Raw genomic sequence first — 18,137 nt, 5'->3', positions numbered from 1 at the left:
CTGGCGCTACCTGGCGTTGCCGGCGGCGGCGATAAAGCGCGTCACCGCATCCGAGGCAACCAGCGCCAGCAAGGCGTCGATATCGATCGGCTTGACCACGTACTGGCCGAAGCCGGCGCCGATGGCGCGCGTGCTCTCTTCCTGCCGCCCATAGCCCGAAATGGCGATGGCGAAGGGAATGTGGGCGCCAGCGGTGCGCCGCAGCTGGGTGATCAGCTCGTAGCCGTTCAGGCCGGGCAAGTTGATGTCGCAGATCAGCACGTCGAACACCTGGGTGCGCGCCAGCGCCAGCCCGGCGATGCCGTCGTAGGCGGCCGTGACGCTATGGCCTTCGCCCAGCAGCAACTGGCCGAGGGTATCGTTGGCGTCCAGGTTGTCTTCGACCAGCAGGATGCGCCGGCTTGGCGGCAAGGCCCCGGGCGCCAGCGCTGCCTGGGCGCCGTCCGCGGCCAGCAGCGGCAGCGAGACGGTGAACACGCTGCCGCGGCCGTGGCCGTCGCTGGCGCCGATGACCTTGCCGCCATGCAGCTCGACAATATTGCGCACCACGTTCAAACCGACCCCCAGTCCGCCTTCGACCCGGACCGTGGCACGGGTGCCGCGTGTAAACAGGTCGAACATGCCGGCCAGCTCATCCTTGTCCATGCCGGCGCCGTTGTCGGCCACCGTGAGCACGGCACGGCCCTCGTGGGCGCGCGCCGCCACCCGGATGATGCCGCCGTCGGCGGTGTACCTGGAGGCATTGGCCAGCAGGTTGGCGAATACCTGTGCCAGGCGCGCCGCATCGCCATGCACCGACAAGTCTTCCGGCAGGTCCATGTGCAGCTGCTGGTGGCGTTCGAGGATGCGCACCTGCACCGTTTGCAGGGCGCGCCGCAGCACCGCGCCCAGCTCCACCGGCGCGCGCGCCAGCACCAGCTGGCCACTGTCGATGCTGGCCGCGTCGAGCAGCTCGTCGAGCAGGCGCGTCAGGTGCTGGAGCTGGCGATGGATAACCGAGTGCAGGTTGAGCAGCCCGGATGACGGCTCGGGCAGCTTGGCCAGCATGATGTTGGCCAGGCTGATGGGCGCCAGCGGATTGCGCAGTTCATGTGCCAGCATGCTGAGAAAATCGTTCTGGCGCTGCTTGGCGCGGGCGGCGTCGTCGCGCAGGCGCGCCAGTTCGGCGTCTTTTTCGGCCAGCAACTGGCGCAAGCCCGCCGCCTCGGCGGCGAGATCGTTGTTCGCTGGTGGGGGCGATCCTGTGGTGCTGTTCTGGTTCGCCATGGCGTCCTTTCGTCGGGCTCCCCCGAAGTATGGCGGCAAAACGCCCTGCGTGTTGACTTAATTCAACAGAACGCCCTCATGCGGGCCGTCTGCCCGGCGGCCAGGGGCGGCCGGTGGACGCCGCGTATGGTATAAAAGGCGCACATCAAAAGCGAACAAGGAACCCACATGGGATGGGCGGCACATTATATTGCAGCACTCAAGGGCGGCCAGAGCGTGCAATTTCGGCCGCGCGGGGCCTCGATGGTCGGACGCATCGCGTCGGGCCAGCTGGTCACCGTGGAACCGATCGGCGCGGTCTTGCCGGTCAAGGACGAGATCGTCCTGTGCAAGGTCAACGGCAACGAATACCTGCATCTGGTCAAGGCGGTCAATGGCAAGCGCTTTCAGATCGGCAACAACCGCGGCGGCATCAACGGCTGGACCACCTTGGTCCAGGTGTTCGGGCGCTGCGTCAAGGTCGAGCCGTAATGAGGCATCAGTGAGCCATCAACGCGCCTCGCAACGCCTGACAACACCCCTCAACATACCGCCGCCAGGCGAGTGGACAAGCGAAAGAAACGGGTGGTCAATGTCAGCCCGCCGTGACAGCAATCCCCGCCGGCGCGACTTGATCACTCATGCGTGGGCAAGCGCCTTTCAGGAACGCCCATCTACCGGACGCTGAGCCCAAGCTTGCAACCGCTCGGCAAAAAAGGGAATCCCAGCGATGCATGCCTGGACGCTTCTGGCCGAAGGTGCCCAACGGACCGGTTTTGTTAAGGGTTATCCGGTGCGCTTTTTCCTCGGCAGGCCCTCGCTACCGCTCCGGACCGCCTTTATTGTTTACCGACCGACCCTGTTGCTTCGGGTCACGCGCACGCCGGTAACACTTTGCCCAGCGAAACGGGACGACTCGGACGGCTAGTAAGACAATAACAAAATACAAAGCAATGTCCAGGAACAAAGCGCCTGGGACCAGCTTGTCCTCGGGGCCGAGTTGGCGCTCCACCGAGGTGCCAGGGGAGTCAAATAAGTATGCTATCGGAAAGCCTCCCTTTAGCTGAGGTTCGTAGCAGAGATCGTCATGACGGGGCCCACACAAGTTGCCATAGGGAGCGAGTTCAGGACCTTTGCGCTGGAGGGAGACCGATAGCAGTGTCAGCGCGATCGCCGACATGAGCGCGAGGCCAGCTAGACCCAACTTACCGCGAGCCGACATATATTCCTCATGTTTCAAGCTGAACTTCAACTGTCCGCTTCCGGCCGAATAGTACCAACGATGCCATACATTCTACATCTCCGGTCGCGGCAGAACAAATTCGCAAGGGCCAGCTGCCGCGCGATCGGTGCCCAGCCTGCCACCGGCGCATAGTTAAGCGCCTACTATGGCGGTGATCATGAACACGAAAACCGCATCGAACCCATCCGGCCGGCCCGTTTGGAACAAAGGCTTGCATTGCGACCAGTTTGCCTGTGTAGCCGGTAGCACCGTACATCAGGACAATTGGGGTCGTGGGATAACGTTCTGAACAGATGATGGCTGCCTGTGTTGCCAACTCTTGTAGACGACTTCGATGCTGTAACCGTCCAGGTCGAAAATATTGGCTGCATAGTAGCGCGGGTCGTAGTGCAGGCGGGCGCCTGGCGCGCCGTTGTCGGCGCCGCCGGCCCGTCGTGCTGCCGCGTAAAAGGCATCGACGGCGGCGGCGCTGTCGGCCACGAAGCCAATGTGGACGGCGCGCGCATCCGCAGTGCCCTCGCGCAGCCAAAAGTAAATGCGGTTAGCGCTGCCGAAGCCTTTCAGGTCCGGATGACCAGGTGGCCCATCAGAACCCTTATAGTCATGGACGTGAGCGATGCCGAGCGGCGCCAGGGCGCGCTCGTAGAAGGCGATTGCGGCCGGCATGTCGGCGACGGAGAGAAACAGGTGGTCCAGCATGGCAGATCCTTGTCAGGTTGTTGATCGTTCAGTGTACTTGCATTGGAATCAACGCCTTTACCAGCTTGCGAAGGGTCCACACCACTCATGGGCGCCTTTGTTGACTAAATGATGTAACCGCCTCCAACTTCAATGGTTTGGGCGTTTACCCAAGCAGTTTCCGGAGACAGCAATGTGGCAATGACACGTGCTACATCTTCCGGTTCGCCGACGCGTCCCAGCGCTGTTTGCCCAGCCAGCATGGCCTCGAATTCATCGTTCAAGCCGCCGCCGAGTTCGGTACGGATTGCGCCGGGCGACACGGCGTTAACCCGGATGCCGCGTGCGCCGAATTCCTTGGCCATGTAGCGTGACAGCACTTCCAGGCCACCTTTACAGGCCGCATAGGGCGCCACGCCGGCAGTGGCCACCCGGGTTGTCGCACTGGTCAGGTTGACGATGGCGGCGCCGCTTGCCAGCAGCGGCAGCAGCGCCTGGGTCAAAAAGAAAGGCCCCTTCAGATGCACGTTCATCAGGCCATCGAACTGCGCTGCGGTCACGGCCTCGATCGGATTGAACAGGCCATAGCCGGCGTTATTGACCAGACCGTGCAGGACCATGGCTTCCCATGTGCTTGCCAGTACCCGGATGACGGCCTCCTTGAAGCGGCCAAAGCTGTCCGCGTCGCCGACGTCGAGTGGCAGCGCCACGGCTTTGCCGCCGGCCGCTTCGATGGCGGCAACTACGCTGTCGGCGGCGGCGGCATTCGTGTTGTAAGTGAGGATGACGCCCATGCCGCGCTTGGCCGCTTCGATGGCGGCAGCGGCGCCGATGCCCCGGCTGCCGCCGGTGATGAGGATGATATTCATGTAAGTCTCCGGTGCTTGAAAGTGAGGCGTTCACTGTACCGGCGCCAAGATGTCGGGGCATACCCAATCCTGCCTGAAACCTGCCTGATCCTGCTTTAGCCTTGCGCGAGAGCCTTCGTTCAGGTCCAATGGATCATGGACAAAAAAATCAATGAACAGATGGATCGTTTGCGCGCGATGGCCTCGCTGAACTGGAATGGCCGCCGGGAGACGGGCATTGCGCGCGTGGCGATGGTGCAGGGAGCAATTCCTGAGCATGAACTGGCGACCGTGTATGAGCCGATGATCAACCTGATCCTGCAGGGCGGTAAATCGATGACAGTGGGCGAGCAGACATTCGACTATGATCCGGCGACCTATTTCGTCATGTCGGTCGAACTCCCGGCGGTGGGCGTCATCCGTCCCGATGCGGCCGGTGCGCCCTACATGGCTGTGGCCCTGACGCTGGTGCCATCCATTCTGGCCGAACTGATCGCGGACCTGCCGCCAGGCTGCGCCGAAAACCGCGGCAACGCCTTTTCGGTCGCGGCCGTGACGTCCGAACTGCTCGATGCCTGGACGCGCATGCTGGACTTGATGACCCATCCTGACGATATCGCCGCATTGGCACCGGCGTACGAGCGCGAAATACTGTACCGCGTCCTGCAAGGGCCGCATGGCGCCATGTTGCGCGCAATCGCCGCGCCCGACAGCGCCATGGCGCGCCTGGCCGCAGCCATCGCATGGATTCGCCGCGATTTCAATCTGCCCCTGCGCATCGAGGACCTGGCGGCCAAGGCCGCGATGAGCGTCTCGGCGTTCCACCGCCATTTCAAGGCGGCGACGTCCTTGAGTCCGGTTCAGTACCAGAAGCGCATCCGCCTGATGCACGCACGCACCCTGATGGTGGCCAAGGGAAGCAGCGTGGCGGCGGCCGCTTACGATGTCGGCTACGAGAGCGCCACCCAGTTCAGCCGGGAATATGCGCGCCTGTTCGGGATGGCGCCGCTGCGTGACGCCGCACGGATGCTGGCCCACACGCGCAATTGCTGATCAGGCGATGTCGCCCGCCAGCCCGCCAAGCAACGCGGCGCACCGCCGATGCGTCAATACCGATCAAATGGAGCCACACATGAGTATTGTCCGAAACACGGCCAGCCTGCGCAAGATCGCCGGCGCTTTTATCGCCGCCACCAATGCCTGTGACGTTGACGCCGTGTTGACACTGTTCGCATCGGATGCAGTAATCGATGACCCGTCGACCGGACACCGTTTCGATGGGCATGCCGGCATTCGCGCTTACATCGGGCAGTTTTTCGTCGGCTATCACACCGTGACGCGATTGATCTCGCTGGAGAACCTCAGCACCGGCCTGGTGCGGGCGCGGGTCGATTTCACTGGCGATTTTGGACACGAAATCGGTTTGCTGGACATCTCTGTCGACGCAGCGGGAACCATCGTACGTATCGACGCCAGTCTCGAGTGAAGCGGCGGCCGATGGCAGCGATGGCTGGCGCAAGGCGGCACCGTGCGCGATCTTGCATCATCGCCGGGACGTCGTCTCTGGTCCGGCCCCTGATTCCGGTCCCGCTGACAAGGAAACAGTGGGAGGAACGCGCGGGGCCTTGAAACGCGCCACATCGCGCGCCGGCGGCATGCCGAACATGCGCGCATATTCACGGCTGAACTGCGATGCGCTTTCATAACCAACGGAAAACGCGACCGAGGCGGCGTTGTGCGGCTCGAACAGCAATTGACGCCGTGCCTTCAGCAGACGCAGCCGCTTTTGATACTGGATCGGCGTCATCGCCGTCACTGCCCGGAAGTGCCGGTAGAACGTCGCAACACTCATCCCCGCCATCGCCGCCAGCGGTTCGACCCGGAACGGTTCGACGACATGCCCGCGAATCCAGTCAATCGCACGGCGCACCTGGGACAGCCGGGTGTCGGGGTGCGCGAGCTGGCGCAGCATGTTGCCCTGCGCTCCCTGCAAGACCCGCAACAGAATCTCGCGCTCGATCATCGGCGCCAGCAATGCGACTTCCCGCGGCGGCCGGCCGATCAGCCGCATCATGCGCAGCCAGGCGTCGATCAGCTCAGGGCCAGCCGCACTCACCATGAACGATTTGCCGTCGCCGGCGTCATCGGTTTCGCCCAGGTCGGCCAGCACCGCCGCGATGACGCCGGGGTCCAGTGCCAGGCTCAGCGCAAGATAGGTCTCGCCGGGCGCATCGCCGCTTACCTGCCCGAGAGCCGGCAAGTCGACCGGGACGACGAAATACGTGGCCGGTACGAAGCGCAGGATCTGCTCGCCGATCGACAGGCTCTTGAACCCTTGCAGGACCAGGTGCACCATCGGATGGTAGACCTGGTCCGAACACGCCTCGGCCCGCACCATCGCCACGCGTGGCAAGCCGGTGGCGGTCCATGTGTCGTCCGCGCGCATGACGATCGCGCGCAGCTCCTTGAGCGCTTTTTCCATGCCCCAATATAGCACCGGCGCCACCGCCGCACCTTCCGATGAGAACAATAGGCAAGCATGCGCGAGGAACCGGCACGTCGGTTGTGGCAGTTGCGCGTACGCTGACGCCTTGTCAACGAGCCCATGTGGTCTCGGACATACATCGCCAGGCGAGAGGAAATACCATGACCACCCAACTGAAACTGCAGGGAAAAATCGCCATCGTGACGGGCGCATCGAGCGGCATCGGCGCCGGCATCGCCAAAGCGATGGGCGCCGAGGGCGCGCTCGTGATCGTCAACTATGCAAGCAGCCAGGGCGGCGCTGATGCGGTCGTCGCATCGATTTGCGCAGCGGGCGGCAGCGCCGTCGCCATCCGGGCCGACATGAGTCATGCCGCCGACGTGGCGCGCATGTTCGACCAGGTCAAGGCTGACCACGGCAAGGTGGACGTGCTGGTCAACAATGCCGGCGTCGCCGTCTTTGAAATGATCGATGGCCTGACCGAGGAGGCCTTCCACAAGCAGTTCAACGTCAACGTGCTGGGCTACTTCCTGGCCATTCGCGAAGCCGTGAAACACTTTCCGGACACGGGCGGCAGCATCATCAACATCAGCTCGATCCTCAGCACCGATCCGTACCTGGCATCGAGCGTCTACGCCGCAACCAAGGGCGCGGTTGACACGATGACCTTGGCGCTGGCGCGGGAGCTCGGAGCGCGCAAGATCCGCGTCAATTCGATCTTGCCAGGCCATACGAATACGCCTGCTACCAATGGCAACTTCGCCGGCGACCTGGGTGAGAAGATCCTGGCCGGCACCCCATTGGGACGCTTCGGCGAGCCCGAAGATATCGCACCGGTAGCCGTCTTCCTCGCTTCCGAAGACGCGCACTGGGTGACCGGCGAATCGCTGCGCGCAGCAGGTGGCGTACGCGGCGTCGGCTATTGACTCAGACCACCACGCTCGCCAGCGGATCATGCCCGCGCTCCTGCGCGTGCAGCAAGGCCAGGTCGAGTGCCTCCATGAACTCGGCGATCTGGATCGGCTTGGTCAGATAGTGGAAAAAACCCGCTTCCAGGCCGCGTGCGATATCGCGCGGCATGGCGTTGGCCGACAGCGCCAGCACCGGAATCTGCGCCGTCTCGGGGTAGCCGCGCAGCAGGCGCAGGGCGCCGAAACCGCTCAGGGTGGGCAGGTTGATGTCCATCAGGATCACGGCGGGCTGGTAGGCGCGCGCCAGGGCGATGCCCAGGTGGGCGTCGATGGCGGTGAGCAGCTTGAATTCCGGACGCCGCTCCATTAGTTGCTCGACCAGCAGCAGGTTGGCGGGATTGTCTTCCACATACAGCAAGGTGTGCTGGGCGGCGCCGGACGCCGGACGCGCGCGCGCCAGTGCGGCCGCGTCGGCCACCGACAGCGGCGCCGGCTGGGCCGGGGCCGCGCAGGACGCAAATTCGACCCAGAAACGCGAACCGCGTCCCGGCTCGCTTTCGACCCCGATCGTTCCACCCATCAATTCGACCAGTTGCTTGGTGACCACCAGGCCGATGCCGGTACCCTCCTCCACCCCGTTTTCCCGGCCCAGCCGGTTAAACGGCTGGAACAGTTGCGCCACCTGCTCGCGCCCCAGTCCGGCGCCGGTATCGGTTACCGCGACCCGCACCATGCCGCCCGGGCGCGAGGAACAGGCCACATGCACCGACCCTTCGACACTGTTGTACTTGATGGCGTTCGACAGCAGGTTGATCAGCACCTGCTTGACGCGCACCCGGTCGGCGTGGATGTAGAACGGCGTGCCGGGCGTGGGAAACAGCAGGAAGATGCCGCGCGCATTCGCCTGCGGCCCGACCAGCTCGTTGCAATCGTCGAGCACGTCGGTGAGCGACATCGGCTCGGTCGACATCGACACCTTGCCCGACTCGATCTGGGCCAGGTCGAGGATTTCATTGATCAGGCGCAGCAGATACCAGCCACCCTTGAGGATCTGGTTGATCGAGCGCTGCTGCTTGAGCGTGGGCGGCGGATCTTCCGAGGCCATCAGCTGGGCGAAGCCGAGCACGCCGTTGAGCGGAGTGCGCAGTTCGTGGCTCATGCTCGACAGGAAGTCGGATTTGGCCTGGTTGGCCTTTTCGGCGACGGCGCGCGCGGCGACCAGTTCGACATTATTGGCCTGCAAGGTTTGTTCGAACTGCTGGCGTTCGGTGACGTCGCGCGCGGCGGCAAACACGCCGCGCAGATTGCGGTCGCGGTCGTAAAAGGTGGTGGCGTTGTAGGACACCACGGTTTGCCTGCCGTCGCGGGCGCGCGCGGTCAGCTCGTAGTTGGTGACCTTGCCGGCCGCCAGCACCCGCTTGATACCGGCTTCGGCGCGCGCCGAATCGGTAAAGTAATTCTTGAACGGCGCGCCGATCAGTTCATCGCGGGTGCAGCCGGTCAGCGCTTCCATCTGCTGGTTGACATCGCTGATGATGCCGTGCGGATCGGTCGTCATCAGCGCGTCGATATTCGATTCGATCAGCGAGCGGGTGTAGAACTGCTGGTCGCGCAGGCTCTGGTCGAGCAGCGCCTGTTCCGCCTCGACCCGCTTGCGCGCGGTATTGTCGGTGCCGATCAGCAGGTAGCCGATGATGGCGCCCTCGGCGTCGCGCAGGGCGGTCACCGACACCAGCGCCGGGAAGCGGCTGCCATCCTTGCGGATGTAGGTCAGCTCGTAGATGTCTTCGATCCCGCGCGAGGCCTTGAACACCAGCGCTTCGAAACCGGGCGCGATCGGCGTGTCCAGTTCGTCGCTGAGGCTGGCGGCGCGCGCCACCACTTCGTCCGGCTCGGAAATATCGGCCGGGGTGATGCGGTCGATGACGTCGGCGGCGGCGTAACCGAGCATTTTTTCGGCGCCGACGTTGAAAATCTGGATCACGCCGCGCGCGTCGGTGGCGATGCTGGAAAAATTGGCGCTGTTGAAGATGGCGGCCTGCAAGGCCCCGGCCCGCACCAGCGCCTGTTCGGCATTCTTGCGCGCGGTGTTGTCGGTGCCAATCAGCAAGTAGCCGATGATGGCGCCGCCGGCGTCGCGCAGGGCCGTGACCGACACCACGGCCGGCTGGCGGTTGCCGTTCTTGCAGATATAGGTCAGCTCGTAAATATCTTCGATGCCGCGCGAGGCCTTGAACACCAGCGCCTCGAAGCCGGGCGCGATCGGTGTGTCGAGCTCGGCGCTCAGGGCGGCGGCGCGCGCGATCACTTCTTGCGGATCGGAAAACGCGGCCGGGGTGATCAGGTCGACCACGTCGGCCGCCGCATAGCCCAGCATGCGCTCGGCGCCGACGTTGAAGATCTGGATCACGCCCTGGGCGTCGGTGGCGATGCTGGAAAAATTGGCGCTGTTAAAAATCGCGTCCTGCAGCGCTTCCGACTTGATCAGGCGCTGCACCGGCACGCGCCGGCTGTCGGGCTCGTGCTTGAAACCGCGCAGCACGACGCGCGCCGGCCGGTTGCACAGCCACAGGCAGAGCGGGGCCAGCAGCGCGGCCGCGCCGAACACCAGCGCCAGCGGGATCGAGCGGCTCGGACTGGCCAGGGCCAGCGCCCCGGTGGTGTACAGGGTCAGCAGCGCGAGCACCAGGCCGGCAAGCGCCAGCTGGCGCGGCCACGCGGGATGAAGAGTCAACATGATAAAACCTTGAGTAACGACAATGAGCGCAAAACCCGGCCCAGCAAGGTTGCGGCGAAGCCGCGCAGATGTGTGACGGCGCCGCGACCTAGCCTGGACGCGCGGCGGCGGCGATGAAGCGGGTGACGGCGCTCGATGCCACCAGCGCCAGCAGGGCGTCGGCGTCGAGCGGCTTGACCAGGTACTGGCCGAAGCCGGCCGCGATGGCGCGCGTGCGGTCTTCCACCTGCCCGTAGCCGGAAATGGCGATGGCGAAGGGAATGTGCGCGCCCGAGGTCTTGCGCAATTGCGTGATCAGCTGGTAGCCGTCCAGCCCGGGCAAGCCGATGTCGCAGATCAGCACGTCGAAGGCGCGGGCGCGCGCCTGCGCCAGCCCGGTCACGCCGTCGTAGACCGAGGTCACCAGATGGCCCTCGCCCTGGAGCAGTCGGGTGAGCGTTTCGTTGGCGTCCAGATTGTCTTCGACCAGCAGGATGCGGCGGCTGGCGGCCACCGCATTCGGCCGCGGCAACGCCGCCGCCACCGCGGCGCCGTCCGCGAGCGGCAAGGTCACGGTAAACACGCTGCCCAGGCCCAGGCCATCGCTGCTGCCGGTCACCTTGCCTCCGTGCAGCTCGACGATGTTGCGCACCACGTTCAGGCCGACCCCGAGGCCGCCTTCGGCGCGCGCCAGCGCGCGCGGTCCCTGGGTGAACAGGTCGAACACGCTGGCCAGCACATCCGGATCCATGCCGGCGCCGTTGTCGCTCACGGTGACCAGCGCAACGCCGTCGTGCGCGCGCGCGGCCACCCGGATCAGGCCATGGTCGCCGGTGTACTTGGAGGCGTTGACCAGCAGGTTGGCGAACACCTGGGCCAGGCGCACCGCGTCGCCATCGACGATCAGCTCTTCGGGCAGGTCGAGCTGCACCTGCTGATGCCGTTCCTGCAGCCGCACCTGGACCGTTTGCACAGAACGGCGCAACAGATCGACCAGCGGCATCGGGTGGCGCAGCAGCGAAATCTTGCCGCTGCTGATGCGCGCCGCGTCGAGCAGGTCGTCCAGCAGCCGGGTCAGGTGCAAGACCTGGCGGTGGATGATCGCGTGCAGGTTCAGCAGTTCGATGGACGGGTCGGGCAGGCGCACCAGCATGGCATTGGCCAGGCTGATGGGCGCGAGCGGATTGCGCAGCTCGTGCGCAAGCATGGCCAGAAATTCGTTCTGGCGCCGGTGCGCGCCCTCGGCCGCGTCGCGCGGCTTGCGTGCGTCGAGCGTGGCCAGCACCAGGTTGCCGTTGGCCTCGCGCAGCTCATCGCCCTGGGTCGCCTGCACCACGGCGGCGGCGCGCAGGGCGGCCACCTCGCCGGACAGTTGCGCCAGCATGGCGCGCAAGGTGGCGGGGTCGGCGCAATCGTCCGGCGGCGCCGCGTCAACGGTGGGCGTCAAGGCCGGCGATCCTTCGGTATTGTCGTCAATCGCCACGGCGTCCCCTATCTTGGCGGCAAGATTGCCGCCGCGCAGCCGGACAACAGGCCGCTGTACGGCACCGCGCGCGGCTCGATGCGCAGGCCGCCGGCGTCGATCGTGTAGCGGCGCAGGTCGGTGCTGTGCGCGCTGCCGCGCACCTTGACCACGGTGATCACCTTGGCCAGGGTGCCGTCGAGCTCCACGTAGCGCATGGCGACGATGGCGTCGGCCAGGAAACCGGTGTCGGCCTGGCTGAAACGCAGCTCGGTGAAGCGGTCGTCCAGGCCCATGGTCACCACCACCGTCACGCCGAGGCGCGCCAGTCCGGCCAGGATGCGGAACACTGAGGACCGGTAGTCACTCTGGAACTCGGGCGCCAGGTACAGGCTGACCTCGGACAAGGAATCGATCACGACGCGGGTGGCGCCGCTGCGTTCGACAGCGGCGATCAGGTCGTCGAGCACTTCCTCGACCGACAGGTCGAGCGAGCGGCTCTGGACCAGGATCACGTCATCGTTGCGGATCAGGGTATCGAGTTCGGCGTTGCGCAAGTGCGCCGCGTCTTTCTGGAAGCAGGCGATCACGCCGCGTTCGCCCTGGCGCGCGCCCTCGGCCAGGAACGCCGTGCCGAGGATGGTCTTGCCCGAGCCGGACGGACCGACCACCATCGCCGCATGCCCGCGCGGCAGGCCGCCCCCGAGCATGGCGTCGAGTTCGGCGCTGCCCATGGCAATCCGCACCAAGGGGCCGGCCCGATGCGGGGCGAGCGCCAGCGGCGGCAGCATGCGCGGATAGATCTTGACGCCGTGCTCGTCGATGCGGAAGGTATGCGAGCCCAGCAAATGGGCCTGGCCGCGCATCTTGACCACGCGCATCTTGCGCACCGAGGAATTGGCAACCACATCGTTCGTCAGCGAGAGCATGCCGTCGGCCACCGTCATGATCGGATTGGCCTCGATCTCGGCGTTGGCGTATTCGCCGATGAGGAAGGTGGTTGCCTGCCAGCTGGTCATGCGGGTGCCGAGTTCCTGGATGAAATACTGAAGGTCGCTCACGCCCTCGTTGCCGTTTTTCGCCGTCTGCACCACCGAGCGGAACGAATCGACGAACACCAGGCCGGGCGAAAACGCCTCGACTTCGCGCGTGATACGTTCGAGCACGCCGCTGAAGTCGCCCGCGCGCAAGTCGTCGGCCAGGTTGACGTAGCGGATGCTGTCGTCGACCTTGTCGATATCGAAAAACCGGTACTGCTGCTGGTAGCGCAGCATTTTCAGGGGCGGCTCGCCGAGCACGGTGAAGAACAGGGCTTTTTTGTGCGGGCCGGCCAGCGCGAACATGATCTGGTGCGCCAGCGTGGTTTTGCCGCTCCCCGGCGAGCCGGCGATGACGTTGAAGGAAAACTCGCTCAGGCCGCCGCCCAGCAAGGTATCGAGCCCGGGCACGCCGGTTGGCTGGAGGCCCAGCTGCACTTTGAGGTTCATGTACTCTTTCCGCCGGACCGCTGGGCCCATGCTGTATTCATCAGACGGACCGTGAGGGCCTCGCCTATCAGGCCCGACAGCAGCCTGGTAAAACTCTGGAGCAGCGCCCGGTTGAAGGTGTCGGCCGCCTGCGCGTCCATGGTGGCCAGCTCACTGGCCAGGCGCTCGAGCAACTGTGCGCTCGAACGCAGGTCGCCTCTGGCCGGGTGGGCGGGCAGATCGGGAAAGGACACGTGCCGGGCGCGGGCAACCATGGCGCACAGCGCGGCTTCCCCTATCAAGGGGCTGAGGTGATTTGCCAGCCGCTCCCAGGCGCGCAAGGCAAGCTCGTTGGCTGCGCCATCGCCTTGCGGCGGCGCGGCAAGCACCTCGTCGATCAGTTTTTGCCGCATCGCGTCGCTGGTTTCCATCAAAGGGCCAAGTAAGTAGTGGTTATGTGCACATTTACAACTGGGCGTAGCGCAGTATGGACGCTTATCGGTTTTGGCGCAGGTTTAATTAAGTTTCATATGCTAGCTTCATAAATACAACATTCTGTTGCTCGGGCGTACGGTATGGGCTGCGCAGATGCTGTGTGCTACGCTAGGACGGGCACCCGGATGCCCGCCCGGCGGCAATGTGTGCAGTGTGCGCATGCGGTGCCATGGCGGCGGCGCGACGGGATTGCCTTCACGATTGACTGAAAGGACTCCCCATGAACCGTCTTCCCCCTGCACAGCAAGCGCTTGCCAGCGCCATCCTTTCCGGCGCGGCCGACCTGACCCTGGCATCGATCCGCGACGACGGCACCCCGCACGCGTCCACGGTCAGCTTCGCCGCCGACGGCCTGGTACTGTACGTCGCCATTGCGCTCGACAGCCACAAGGCGCACGACCTGCGCACCCATCCGCGCGTGGCGCTGACCGTCAACGCGCCGTACCGCACCTGGAACGAGATCCGGGGCATGTCGGTCGACGCGGTGGCCGAGATGATCCACGAACCGGTCGAAGCGCAGCGCGCGGCGTCGGCCCTGCTGGCAAAGTTTCCCGCGTTTGCGCAGGTGGTGGCCGATACCAGCGCGCTGCCATGGCCGGGCATGCTGTTTGTGCGGATCACGCCGCTGACTGTGTCCCTGCTCGACTACACCCAGGGATTCGGCCACACGGAAACCTTCAACCTGCGCGCGGATGGCGCCGAGCGCGTGGCGTGACCACCCCGGTGTCAGGTCAGACATCCGGACACGAGCCCAGTTGACCCCGGCGGTGGATGGCGGGGCCGATCAGGGCGTTTTTTTGGCCGGGCTGAGCTGTGGAAACAGCTTGCCGAAAATGCCGTTCAAGACCTGGTCCGCGCCCATGTCTTCGGCGGCGTTGGCCACCACCAGCGCGCCGCTGCCCTGCTCGGGAAACAGCACCGCGATGGCGAGCCAGTTGCCGTCCGAGCCCTGGTGCACCAGCGCCGGCCCCGCGCGCCCGGCAATCGACGCTTGCACGCCCCAGTCCAGGCCGGCCGGACTGCCCGGCTGCGCTGTCTGCATCAGCTTGTAGGACGCGGGCGTGAGCAGCTTGCCCTTGCCCTGGCTTCCGGCCAGCTGGTCGAGATTGAAGCGCGCCCAGTCGGCCAGGCTCATGTGCAGAAATCCCGCCGGCGCGAACATGGCCGGCGCGCCGTCGTCGAACTTGACCATCTTGAGCATCGGCTTGCCATGCTGGTGGCCGCGATTCTGGCCGTCGCCCGTGTTGCCGAAACCGACGCGCGCCATCGCCAGCGGCGCGAACACTTCCTTGCGCATCAGCACTTCGTAGCTCTCGCCGGTGACTTTTTCGGCGACCGCGGCGGCGATCAGGAAGCCGGTATTGCTGTAAGCGAAGGCGGTGCCGGGCGCGACCTCGGGCTTGTCCTTGAGCGCTGCGGCAATGTAGGCCAGGCGCTGCGGTCCGGTCGGCCCCTTGTCGCTGAAGAAGTGTTCGGCGCCCTTGAGGTCGAGCAGGTCGCGCGGCAGGCCGGCGCGGTGCGACAGCAGTTGCAATAGCGTGAGCTGGCGGTAATCGGGCAGCATGCCGGCGGCCAGCTCGGGCAGCATCTTCTCGAGCGGCGCGTCCCAGGCCAGCACGCCGCGCTCGGCCAGGCGCGCGATCAGGGCGACGGTCATGACCTTGCCGGTCGAGCCGATCAGCCAGACATCGTCGGCCCCGGCGCGCTGCGGCTGGTCGTTGCGCCGCCTGCCCTGCACCGTTCGGGCGGCAATGGCGCCGTCGCGCATGATCACCGCGCCCACCGCCGGCACCTTGCTGCCGGCCATGGCTGCCTTGACGATGGCGTCGAGCTGGTCGGGGGCGGCCAGGGCGCTGGCCGTGCTGGCGAGGGTCAGTGCGGCGATAACTGCAATTCGGCGAAACAGCATGAGAGACTCCGGGATCAAGCTTACGGTGATGGACACTGCCTGCAGCGCAGGATGAGCTTGCAGAATACGTTGACTGCCGAAAAACAGGCGGGATCTTGCGACAGGCGGTGCATTGGGTGGAATGGAGCGTCGATACCGGGCTGCGGCAAATCATGCCGCGGACCAATGGCGCAGGCCGCCATCGGTTAAACTTCGGACATGAAAAATTTTGAACTGCGGCGCGACCGCTATGACGTCTTCCGCCAATTCGCCAATCCCCTCGTGAATATCAGCCTGACCCTGGAACTGCCCGACTTCCGGCCGTTCTGCAAGCAGCGCCAGCTGCCGCCATTTCATTTCTTCCTGTATTGCGTACTGTCGGCGATTGAAACGATCGACAATTTCATGTACCGCATCCATGAGAATGAAGTGATCAGGATCGATGATTTTATCGGCTCGTACACGGTGATCAACGGCGATAACAATCTGAATTTCGCGCGCTTCACGCGCAGTCCGGATCTGCTTGAATTCATCGCCCGCAGCGTGCGCGCCGGCCGTGAAGCGACGGCCAGCCGCGCCCTGATCAATACCAGCGCCGACCTGACGCCACGCCAGGCCAGGGATAATGTTTTTATCACCTGCATGCCGTGGTTCGACATGCGCGCGATCGAACATCCGGTTTTTTGCCACCGCGACAGCGACATTCCCTCGCTGGCCTGGGGCAAGTTCAGCGCGCCGGCGGGCGAGAAGATGACCTTGCCGTTCTCGGTGCAGGCGCATCACGGCTTTGTCGACGGCTTCCATGTGCATTTGCTGGCGCAGGCGATTGCCGGGCGGGTGGCCGAGGTGATGGCCGCGCATGCGCGGACATAACGGGCTAGTTAATATTGGGTCGGAGCATGCATTTACTCCTGATTGCAGCGAAGGAGGTCCATTCCTTGTCTACTTGTCCGGCGCAGTCGACTTTATATAACGTCGTCTCTGCCTGAAGCTGCTCGTAAATTCCCGGCACCGCTTCGCGATTGTGGGCATAGAAAGTGAATGTCTTGTAGCGGATGCCCTGCCCAGAGGTCACCCGCCATATTAACTCTGAGCATGAAGAAGTTGCCAGGATCCTTGGTATTTATGAATCAAAAAGAATAAGATGCGCGCAGATTGCATGTCGAACTTACAAGTCCGGCTGCACTCGCCCTCACTTAGCGGTTCCAACCTGGAGAATGCCTGATGAAGCGTGCACACATTGCCGTACTACAACTGACTTGCCTGGCCATGATCGGCCACACCGGCGCGGCTGGCGCCGCCACCATTACCGTCGGCCCCGGACAGTCGATCCAGAACGCGGTTAACACGGCGATCGCCGGCGACACCGTGCGCGTGCTGGCCGGAACCTACAAGCAAAAGGTGAAGCTGGCGGACAAGAACGGCAACGCGGGCAACTTCATCACTGTCAAGGCCGATGCCGGCGTGATACTCAGCGGAACCGGGCTGGTGCCGAGCGACCGCGAAGGCTTGATCACGATTACCAATTCGAACTACGTGCGCGTGGAAGGCTTCGACGTCGCCGACTTCATCACCGGCGCCTCGGCAACGCCGGTCGGCATCCTGGTCGAAGGCAAGGGATCGAACATTCAGATCGTCAACAACAAGATTCACAACATCAAGCACACCAGCACCTGCAAGGAGCCGTGCCTGGTCGGCGCGCACGGGCTGGCCGTGTTCGGTACGCACGCGAGCGGCATCACCGATCTGCTGGTGGAAGGCAACGAGGTGTACCAGAACGTGCTGCAGTCGAGCGAAGCGCTGGTGATCAACGGCAACGTCGACCGCTTCGAAGTGCTGTCGAACAATGTGCACGACAATAACAATATCGGTTTCGACTTCATCGGTTACGAAGGCGAATGCAGCGGCTGCGGCGAAAACGACCGGGTCCGCAACGGCATGGTGCGCGGCAATACAGCCAAGAACAATTCGAGCAAGCGCAATCCCTGGTACGCCAACGTCGGTTCGGCCGGCGGATTTTATGTCGATGGCGGCCGCAACATCATTTTCGACCGCAATATTTCGACGGGCAACGACATCGGCTTCGAGTTCGCCAGCGAGCACAAGGGCAAGGCCACCGAAGATATCCTGATGATGAATAACTTCATCTTCAACAACCGCGAAGCGGGCTTGTCGCTGGGCGGCTATTCCACCTCGGCGGGGGCATCGCGCCGCATCCAGGTGCACAACAATTCCTTCTACAAGAACCAGGGCTGGGGTACCGAACTGCTGTTCCAGTACAAGGTCACCGACAGCCGCTTCAGCAATAACATCTTCTTCGGCGAAAACAGCGCGGAAGAAGCGTATGAAATCTCCGGTAGCGGCCACGGCAACAACGTGTGGGGCAAGAATATCTGGTGGGGAACCAGCACGGACGCGTCCTCGCTGCCCGGCACCAAGCTGATTGCCGATCCGAAGTACGTGGCGCCCGCCACCGGCAACCTCCGGCTGCAGGCCGCCTCGCCCGCCATCAATGCCGGTGCCGTCACGGCGGCGGTGACGGGCTGGACCTCGCCGCTGTGGACGCGCTACTTTCCGTCCGGGCTGATTGCGGTCAACGGCGTGGCCGATATCAACGGGCAAGCGCGTAGCGAAGGCGCGATCGATCTGGGAGCGGACGAATTCGGCACTGCTCCTGTCCCGGCCGGGGCCCCGCGCTAA

General features: G+C 64.4%; 16 protein-coding genes. 7 read left to right on the top strand and 9 right to left on the bottom strand.

The genetic code is table 11. From position 1 onward, the window contains the following. Window positions 1–6: 6 nt before the first annotated feature. A complete protein-coding gene (locus F1609_RS04390) occupies window positions 7–1,266 on the bottom strand; it encodes a hybrid sensor histidine kinase/response regulator (RefSeq protein WP_167075059.1) in 1,260 nt (419 codons plus the stop codon). Between the two features lie 168 nt (window positions 1,267–1,434). On the opposite strand from F1609_RS04390, the gene F1609_RS04385 reads away from it, so the two are divergent. After that, window positions 1,435–1,737 carry a hypothetical protein gene (locus tag F1609_RS04385; protein WP_167075057.1) on the top strand — a complete coding sequence of 101 codons (303 nt, stop codon included), beginning with the start codon at window positions 1,435–1,437 and terminating at the stop codon, window positions 1,735–1,737. 1,006 nt (window positions 1,738–2,743) lie between these two features. Here the strand turns inward: F1609_RS04385 and F1609_RS04380 are convergent. Next, window positions 2,744–3,187: a VOC family protein gene (locus tag F1609_RS04380; RefSeq protein WP_167075055.1), complete on the bottom strand. Its 444-nt coding sequence runs from the start codon at window positions 3,185–3,187 to the stop codon at window positions 2,744–2,746. 104 nt (window positions 3,188–3,291) lie between these two features. Next, complete coding sequence (locus F1609_RS04375; RefSeq protein WP_167075053.1) at window positions 3,292–4,035, bottom strand: SDR family NAD(P)-dependent oxidoreductase; 744 nt, start codon at window positions 4,033–4,035, stop codon at window positions 3,292–3,294. Between the two features lie 135 nt (window positions 4,036–4,170). Between F1609_RS04375 and F1609_RS04370 the strand changes: the two genes are divergently transcribed. Both F1609_RS04370 and F1609_RS04365 read left to right on the top strand, forming a co-directional pair. After that, window positions 4,171–5,067, top strand: coding sequence for an AraC family transcriptional regulator (locus tag F1609_RS04370; RefSeq protein ID WP_229421637.1), 897 nt, complete (start codon window positions 4,171–4,173; stop codon window positions 5,065–5,067). A gap of 79 nt (window positions 5,068–5,146) precedes the next feature. Then, a complete protein-coding gene (locus F1609_RS04365; protein WP_167075051.1) occupies window positions 5,147–5,500 on the top strand; it encodes a YybH family protein in 354 nt (117 codons plus the stop codon). A gap of 57 nt (window positions 5,501–5,557) precedes the next feature. On the opposite strand, the gene F1609_RS04360 is transcribed toward F1609_RS04365, so the two are convergent. Beyond that, window positions 5,558–6,496 (bottom strand): AraC family transcriptional regulator, encoded by a 939-nt coding sequence (locus F1609_RS04360; protein WP_167075049.1) that lies wholly within the window; start codon window positions 6,494–6,496, stop codon window positions 5,558–5,560. Window positions 6,497–6,660: 164 nt separating this feature from the next. On the opposite strand from F1609_RS04360, the gene F1609_RS04355 reads away from it, so the two are divergent. Then, window positions 6,661–7,425 carry an SDR family NAD(P)-dependent oxidoreductase gene (locus F1609_RS04355; protein WP_196785395.1) on the top strand — a complete coding sequence of 255 codons (765 nt, stop codon included), beginning with the start codon at window positions 6,661–6,663 and terminating at the stop codon, window positions 7,423–7,425. Between the two features lies 1 nt (window position 7,426). Here the strand turns inward: F1609_RS04355 and F1609_RS04350 are convergent, their stop codons facing one another. From F1609_RS04350 to F1609_RS04335, 4 genes are all read right to left on the bottom strand, one after another. Then, on the bottom strand, window positions 7,427–10,147 hold the full coding sequence (locus F1609_RS04350) for a PAS domain-containing hybrid sensor histidine kinase/response regulator (protein ID WP_167075047.1): 2,721 nt from the start codon (window positions 10,145–10,147) through the stop codon (window positions 7,427–7,429). Window positions 10,148–10,235: 88 nt separating this feature from the next. Next, window positions 10,236–11,609, bottom strand: a complete 1,374-nt coding sequence (locus F1609_RS04345; RefSeq protein WP_370661592.1) for a hybrid sensor histidine kinase/response regulator — start codon at window positions 11,607–11,609, stop codon at window positions 10,236–10,238. An 8-nt stretch (window positions 11,610–11,617) separates the two neighbouring features. Beyond that, window positions 11,618–13,075: an ATPase domain-containing protein gene (locus F1609_RS04340; protein ID WP_167075045.1), complete on the bottom strand. Its 1,458-nt coding sequence runs from the start codon at window positions 13,073–13,075 to the stop codon at window positions 11,618–11,620. Next, window positions 13,072–13,485, bottom strand: coding sequence for a hypothetical protein (locus F1609_RS04335; RefSeq protein ID WP_167075043.1), 414 nt, complete (start codon window positions 13,483–13,485; stop codon window positions 13,072–13,074). Before F1609_RS04335 ends, F1609_RS04340 begins: the two co-directional genes overlap by 4 nt. A 284-nt stretch (window positions 13,486–13,769) precedes the next feature. Here F1609_RS04335 and F1609_RS04330 point away from each other — a divergent pair, with 284 nt between their 5' ends. Continuing rightward, on the top strand, window positions 13,770–14,264 hold the full coding sequence (locus tag F1609_RS04330) for a pyridoxamine 5'-phosphate oxidase family protein (protein WP_167075041.1): 495 nt from the start codon (window positions 13,770–13,772) through the stop codon (window positions 14,262–14,264). Between the two features lie 69 nt (window positions 14,265–14,333). On the opposite strand, the gene F1609_RS04325 is transcribed toward F1609_RS04330, so the two are convergent. Continuing rightward, entirely contained in the window at window positions 14,334–15,458 is a 1,125-nt protein-coding gene (locus tag F1609_RS04325) for a serine hydrolase domain-containing protein (protein WP_167075039.1), read from the bottom strand. Between the two features lie 198 nt (window positions 15,459–15,656). Between F1609_RS04325 and F1609_RS04320 the strand changes: the two genes are divergently transcribed. Further along, window positions 15,657–16,310 (top strand): CatA-like O-acetyltransferase, encoded by a 654-nt coding sequence (locus tag F1609_RS04320; RefSeq protein ID WP_167075037.1) that lies wholly within the window; start codon window positions 15,657–15,659, stop codon window positions 16,308–16,310. A gap of 351 nt (window positions 16,311–16,661) precedes the next feature. Further along, entirely contained in the window at window positions 16,662–18,137 is a 1,476-nt protein-coding gene (locus tag F1609_RS04315; RefSeq protein ID WP_167075035.1) for a right-handed parallel beta-helix repeat-containing protein, read from the top strand.

The sequence above is a fragment of the Massilia aquatica genome (genome assembly GCF_011682045.1).
Classification (GTDB): Bacteria; Pseudomonadota; Gammaproteobacteria; order Burkholderiales; family Burkholderiaceae_D; genus Telluria_A; species Telluria_A aquatica.
Note: the sequence above shows the minus strand (reverse complement) of the source record. Positions and strands in the feature narration are given on the sequence as shown.

Coding starts and splice junctions, on each gene's coding strand:
- F1609_RS04355 (WP_196785395.1), top strand. CDS start 6,661: ATGACCACCCAACTGAAACTGCAGGGAAAAATCGCCATCGTGACGGGC.
- F1609_RS04385 (WP_167075057.1), top strand. CDS start 1,435: ATGGGATGGGCGGCACATTATATTGCAGCACTCAAGGGCGGCCAGAGC.
- F1609_RS04375 (WP_167075053.1), bottom strand. CDS start 4,035: ATGAATATCATCCTCATCACCGGCGGCAGCCGGGGCATCGGCGCCGCT.
- F1609_RS04340 (WP_167075045.1), bottom strand. CDS start 13,075: ATGAACCTCAAAGTGCAGCTGGGCCTCCAGCCAACCGGCGTGCCCGGG.
- F1609_RS04380 (WP_167075055.1), bottom strand. CDS start 3,187: ATGCTGGACCACCTGTTTCTCTCCGTCGCCGACATGCCGGCCGCAATC.
- F1609_RS04335 (WP_167075043.1), bottom strand. CDS start 13,485: ATGGAAACCAGCGACGCGATGCGGCAAAAACTGATCGACGAGGTGCTT.
- F1609_RS04360 (WP_167075049.1), bottom strand. CDS start 6,496: ATGGAAAAAGCGCTCAAGGAGCTGCGCGCGATCGTCATGCGCGCGGAC.
- F1609_RS04330 (WP_167075041.1), top strand. CDS start 13,770: ATGAACCGTCTTCCCCCTGCACAGCAAGCGCTTGCCAGCGCCATCCTT.
- F1609_RS04390 (WP_167075059.1), bottom strand. CDS start 1,266: ATGGCGAACCAGAACAGCACCACAGGATCGCCCCCACCAGCGAACAAC.
- F1609_RS04320 (WP_167075037.1), top strand. CDS start 15,657: ATGAAAAATTTTGAACTGCGGCGCGACCGCTATGACGTCTTCCGCCAA.
- F1609_RS04315 (WP_167075035.1), top strand. CDS start 16,662: ATGAAGCGTGCACACATTGCCGTACTACAACTGACTTGCCTGGCCATG.
- F1609_RS04370 (WP_229421637.1), top strand. CDS start 4,171: ATGGACAAAAAAATCAATGAACAGATGGATCGTTTGCGCGCGATGGCC.
- F1609_RS04325 (WP_167075039.1), bottom strand. CDS start 15,458: ATGCTGTTTCGCCGAATTGCAGTTATCGCCGCACTGACCCTCGCCAGC.
- F1609_RS04365 (WP_167075051.1), top strand. CDS start 5,147: ATGAGTATTGTCCGAAACACGGCCAGCCTGCGCAAGATCGCCGGCGCT.
- F1609_RS04350 (WP_167075047.1), bottom strand. CDS start 10,147: ATGTTGACTCTTCATCCCGCGTGGCCGCGCCAGCTGGCGCTTGCCGGC.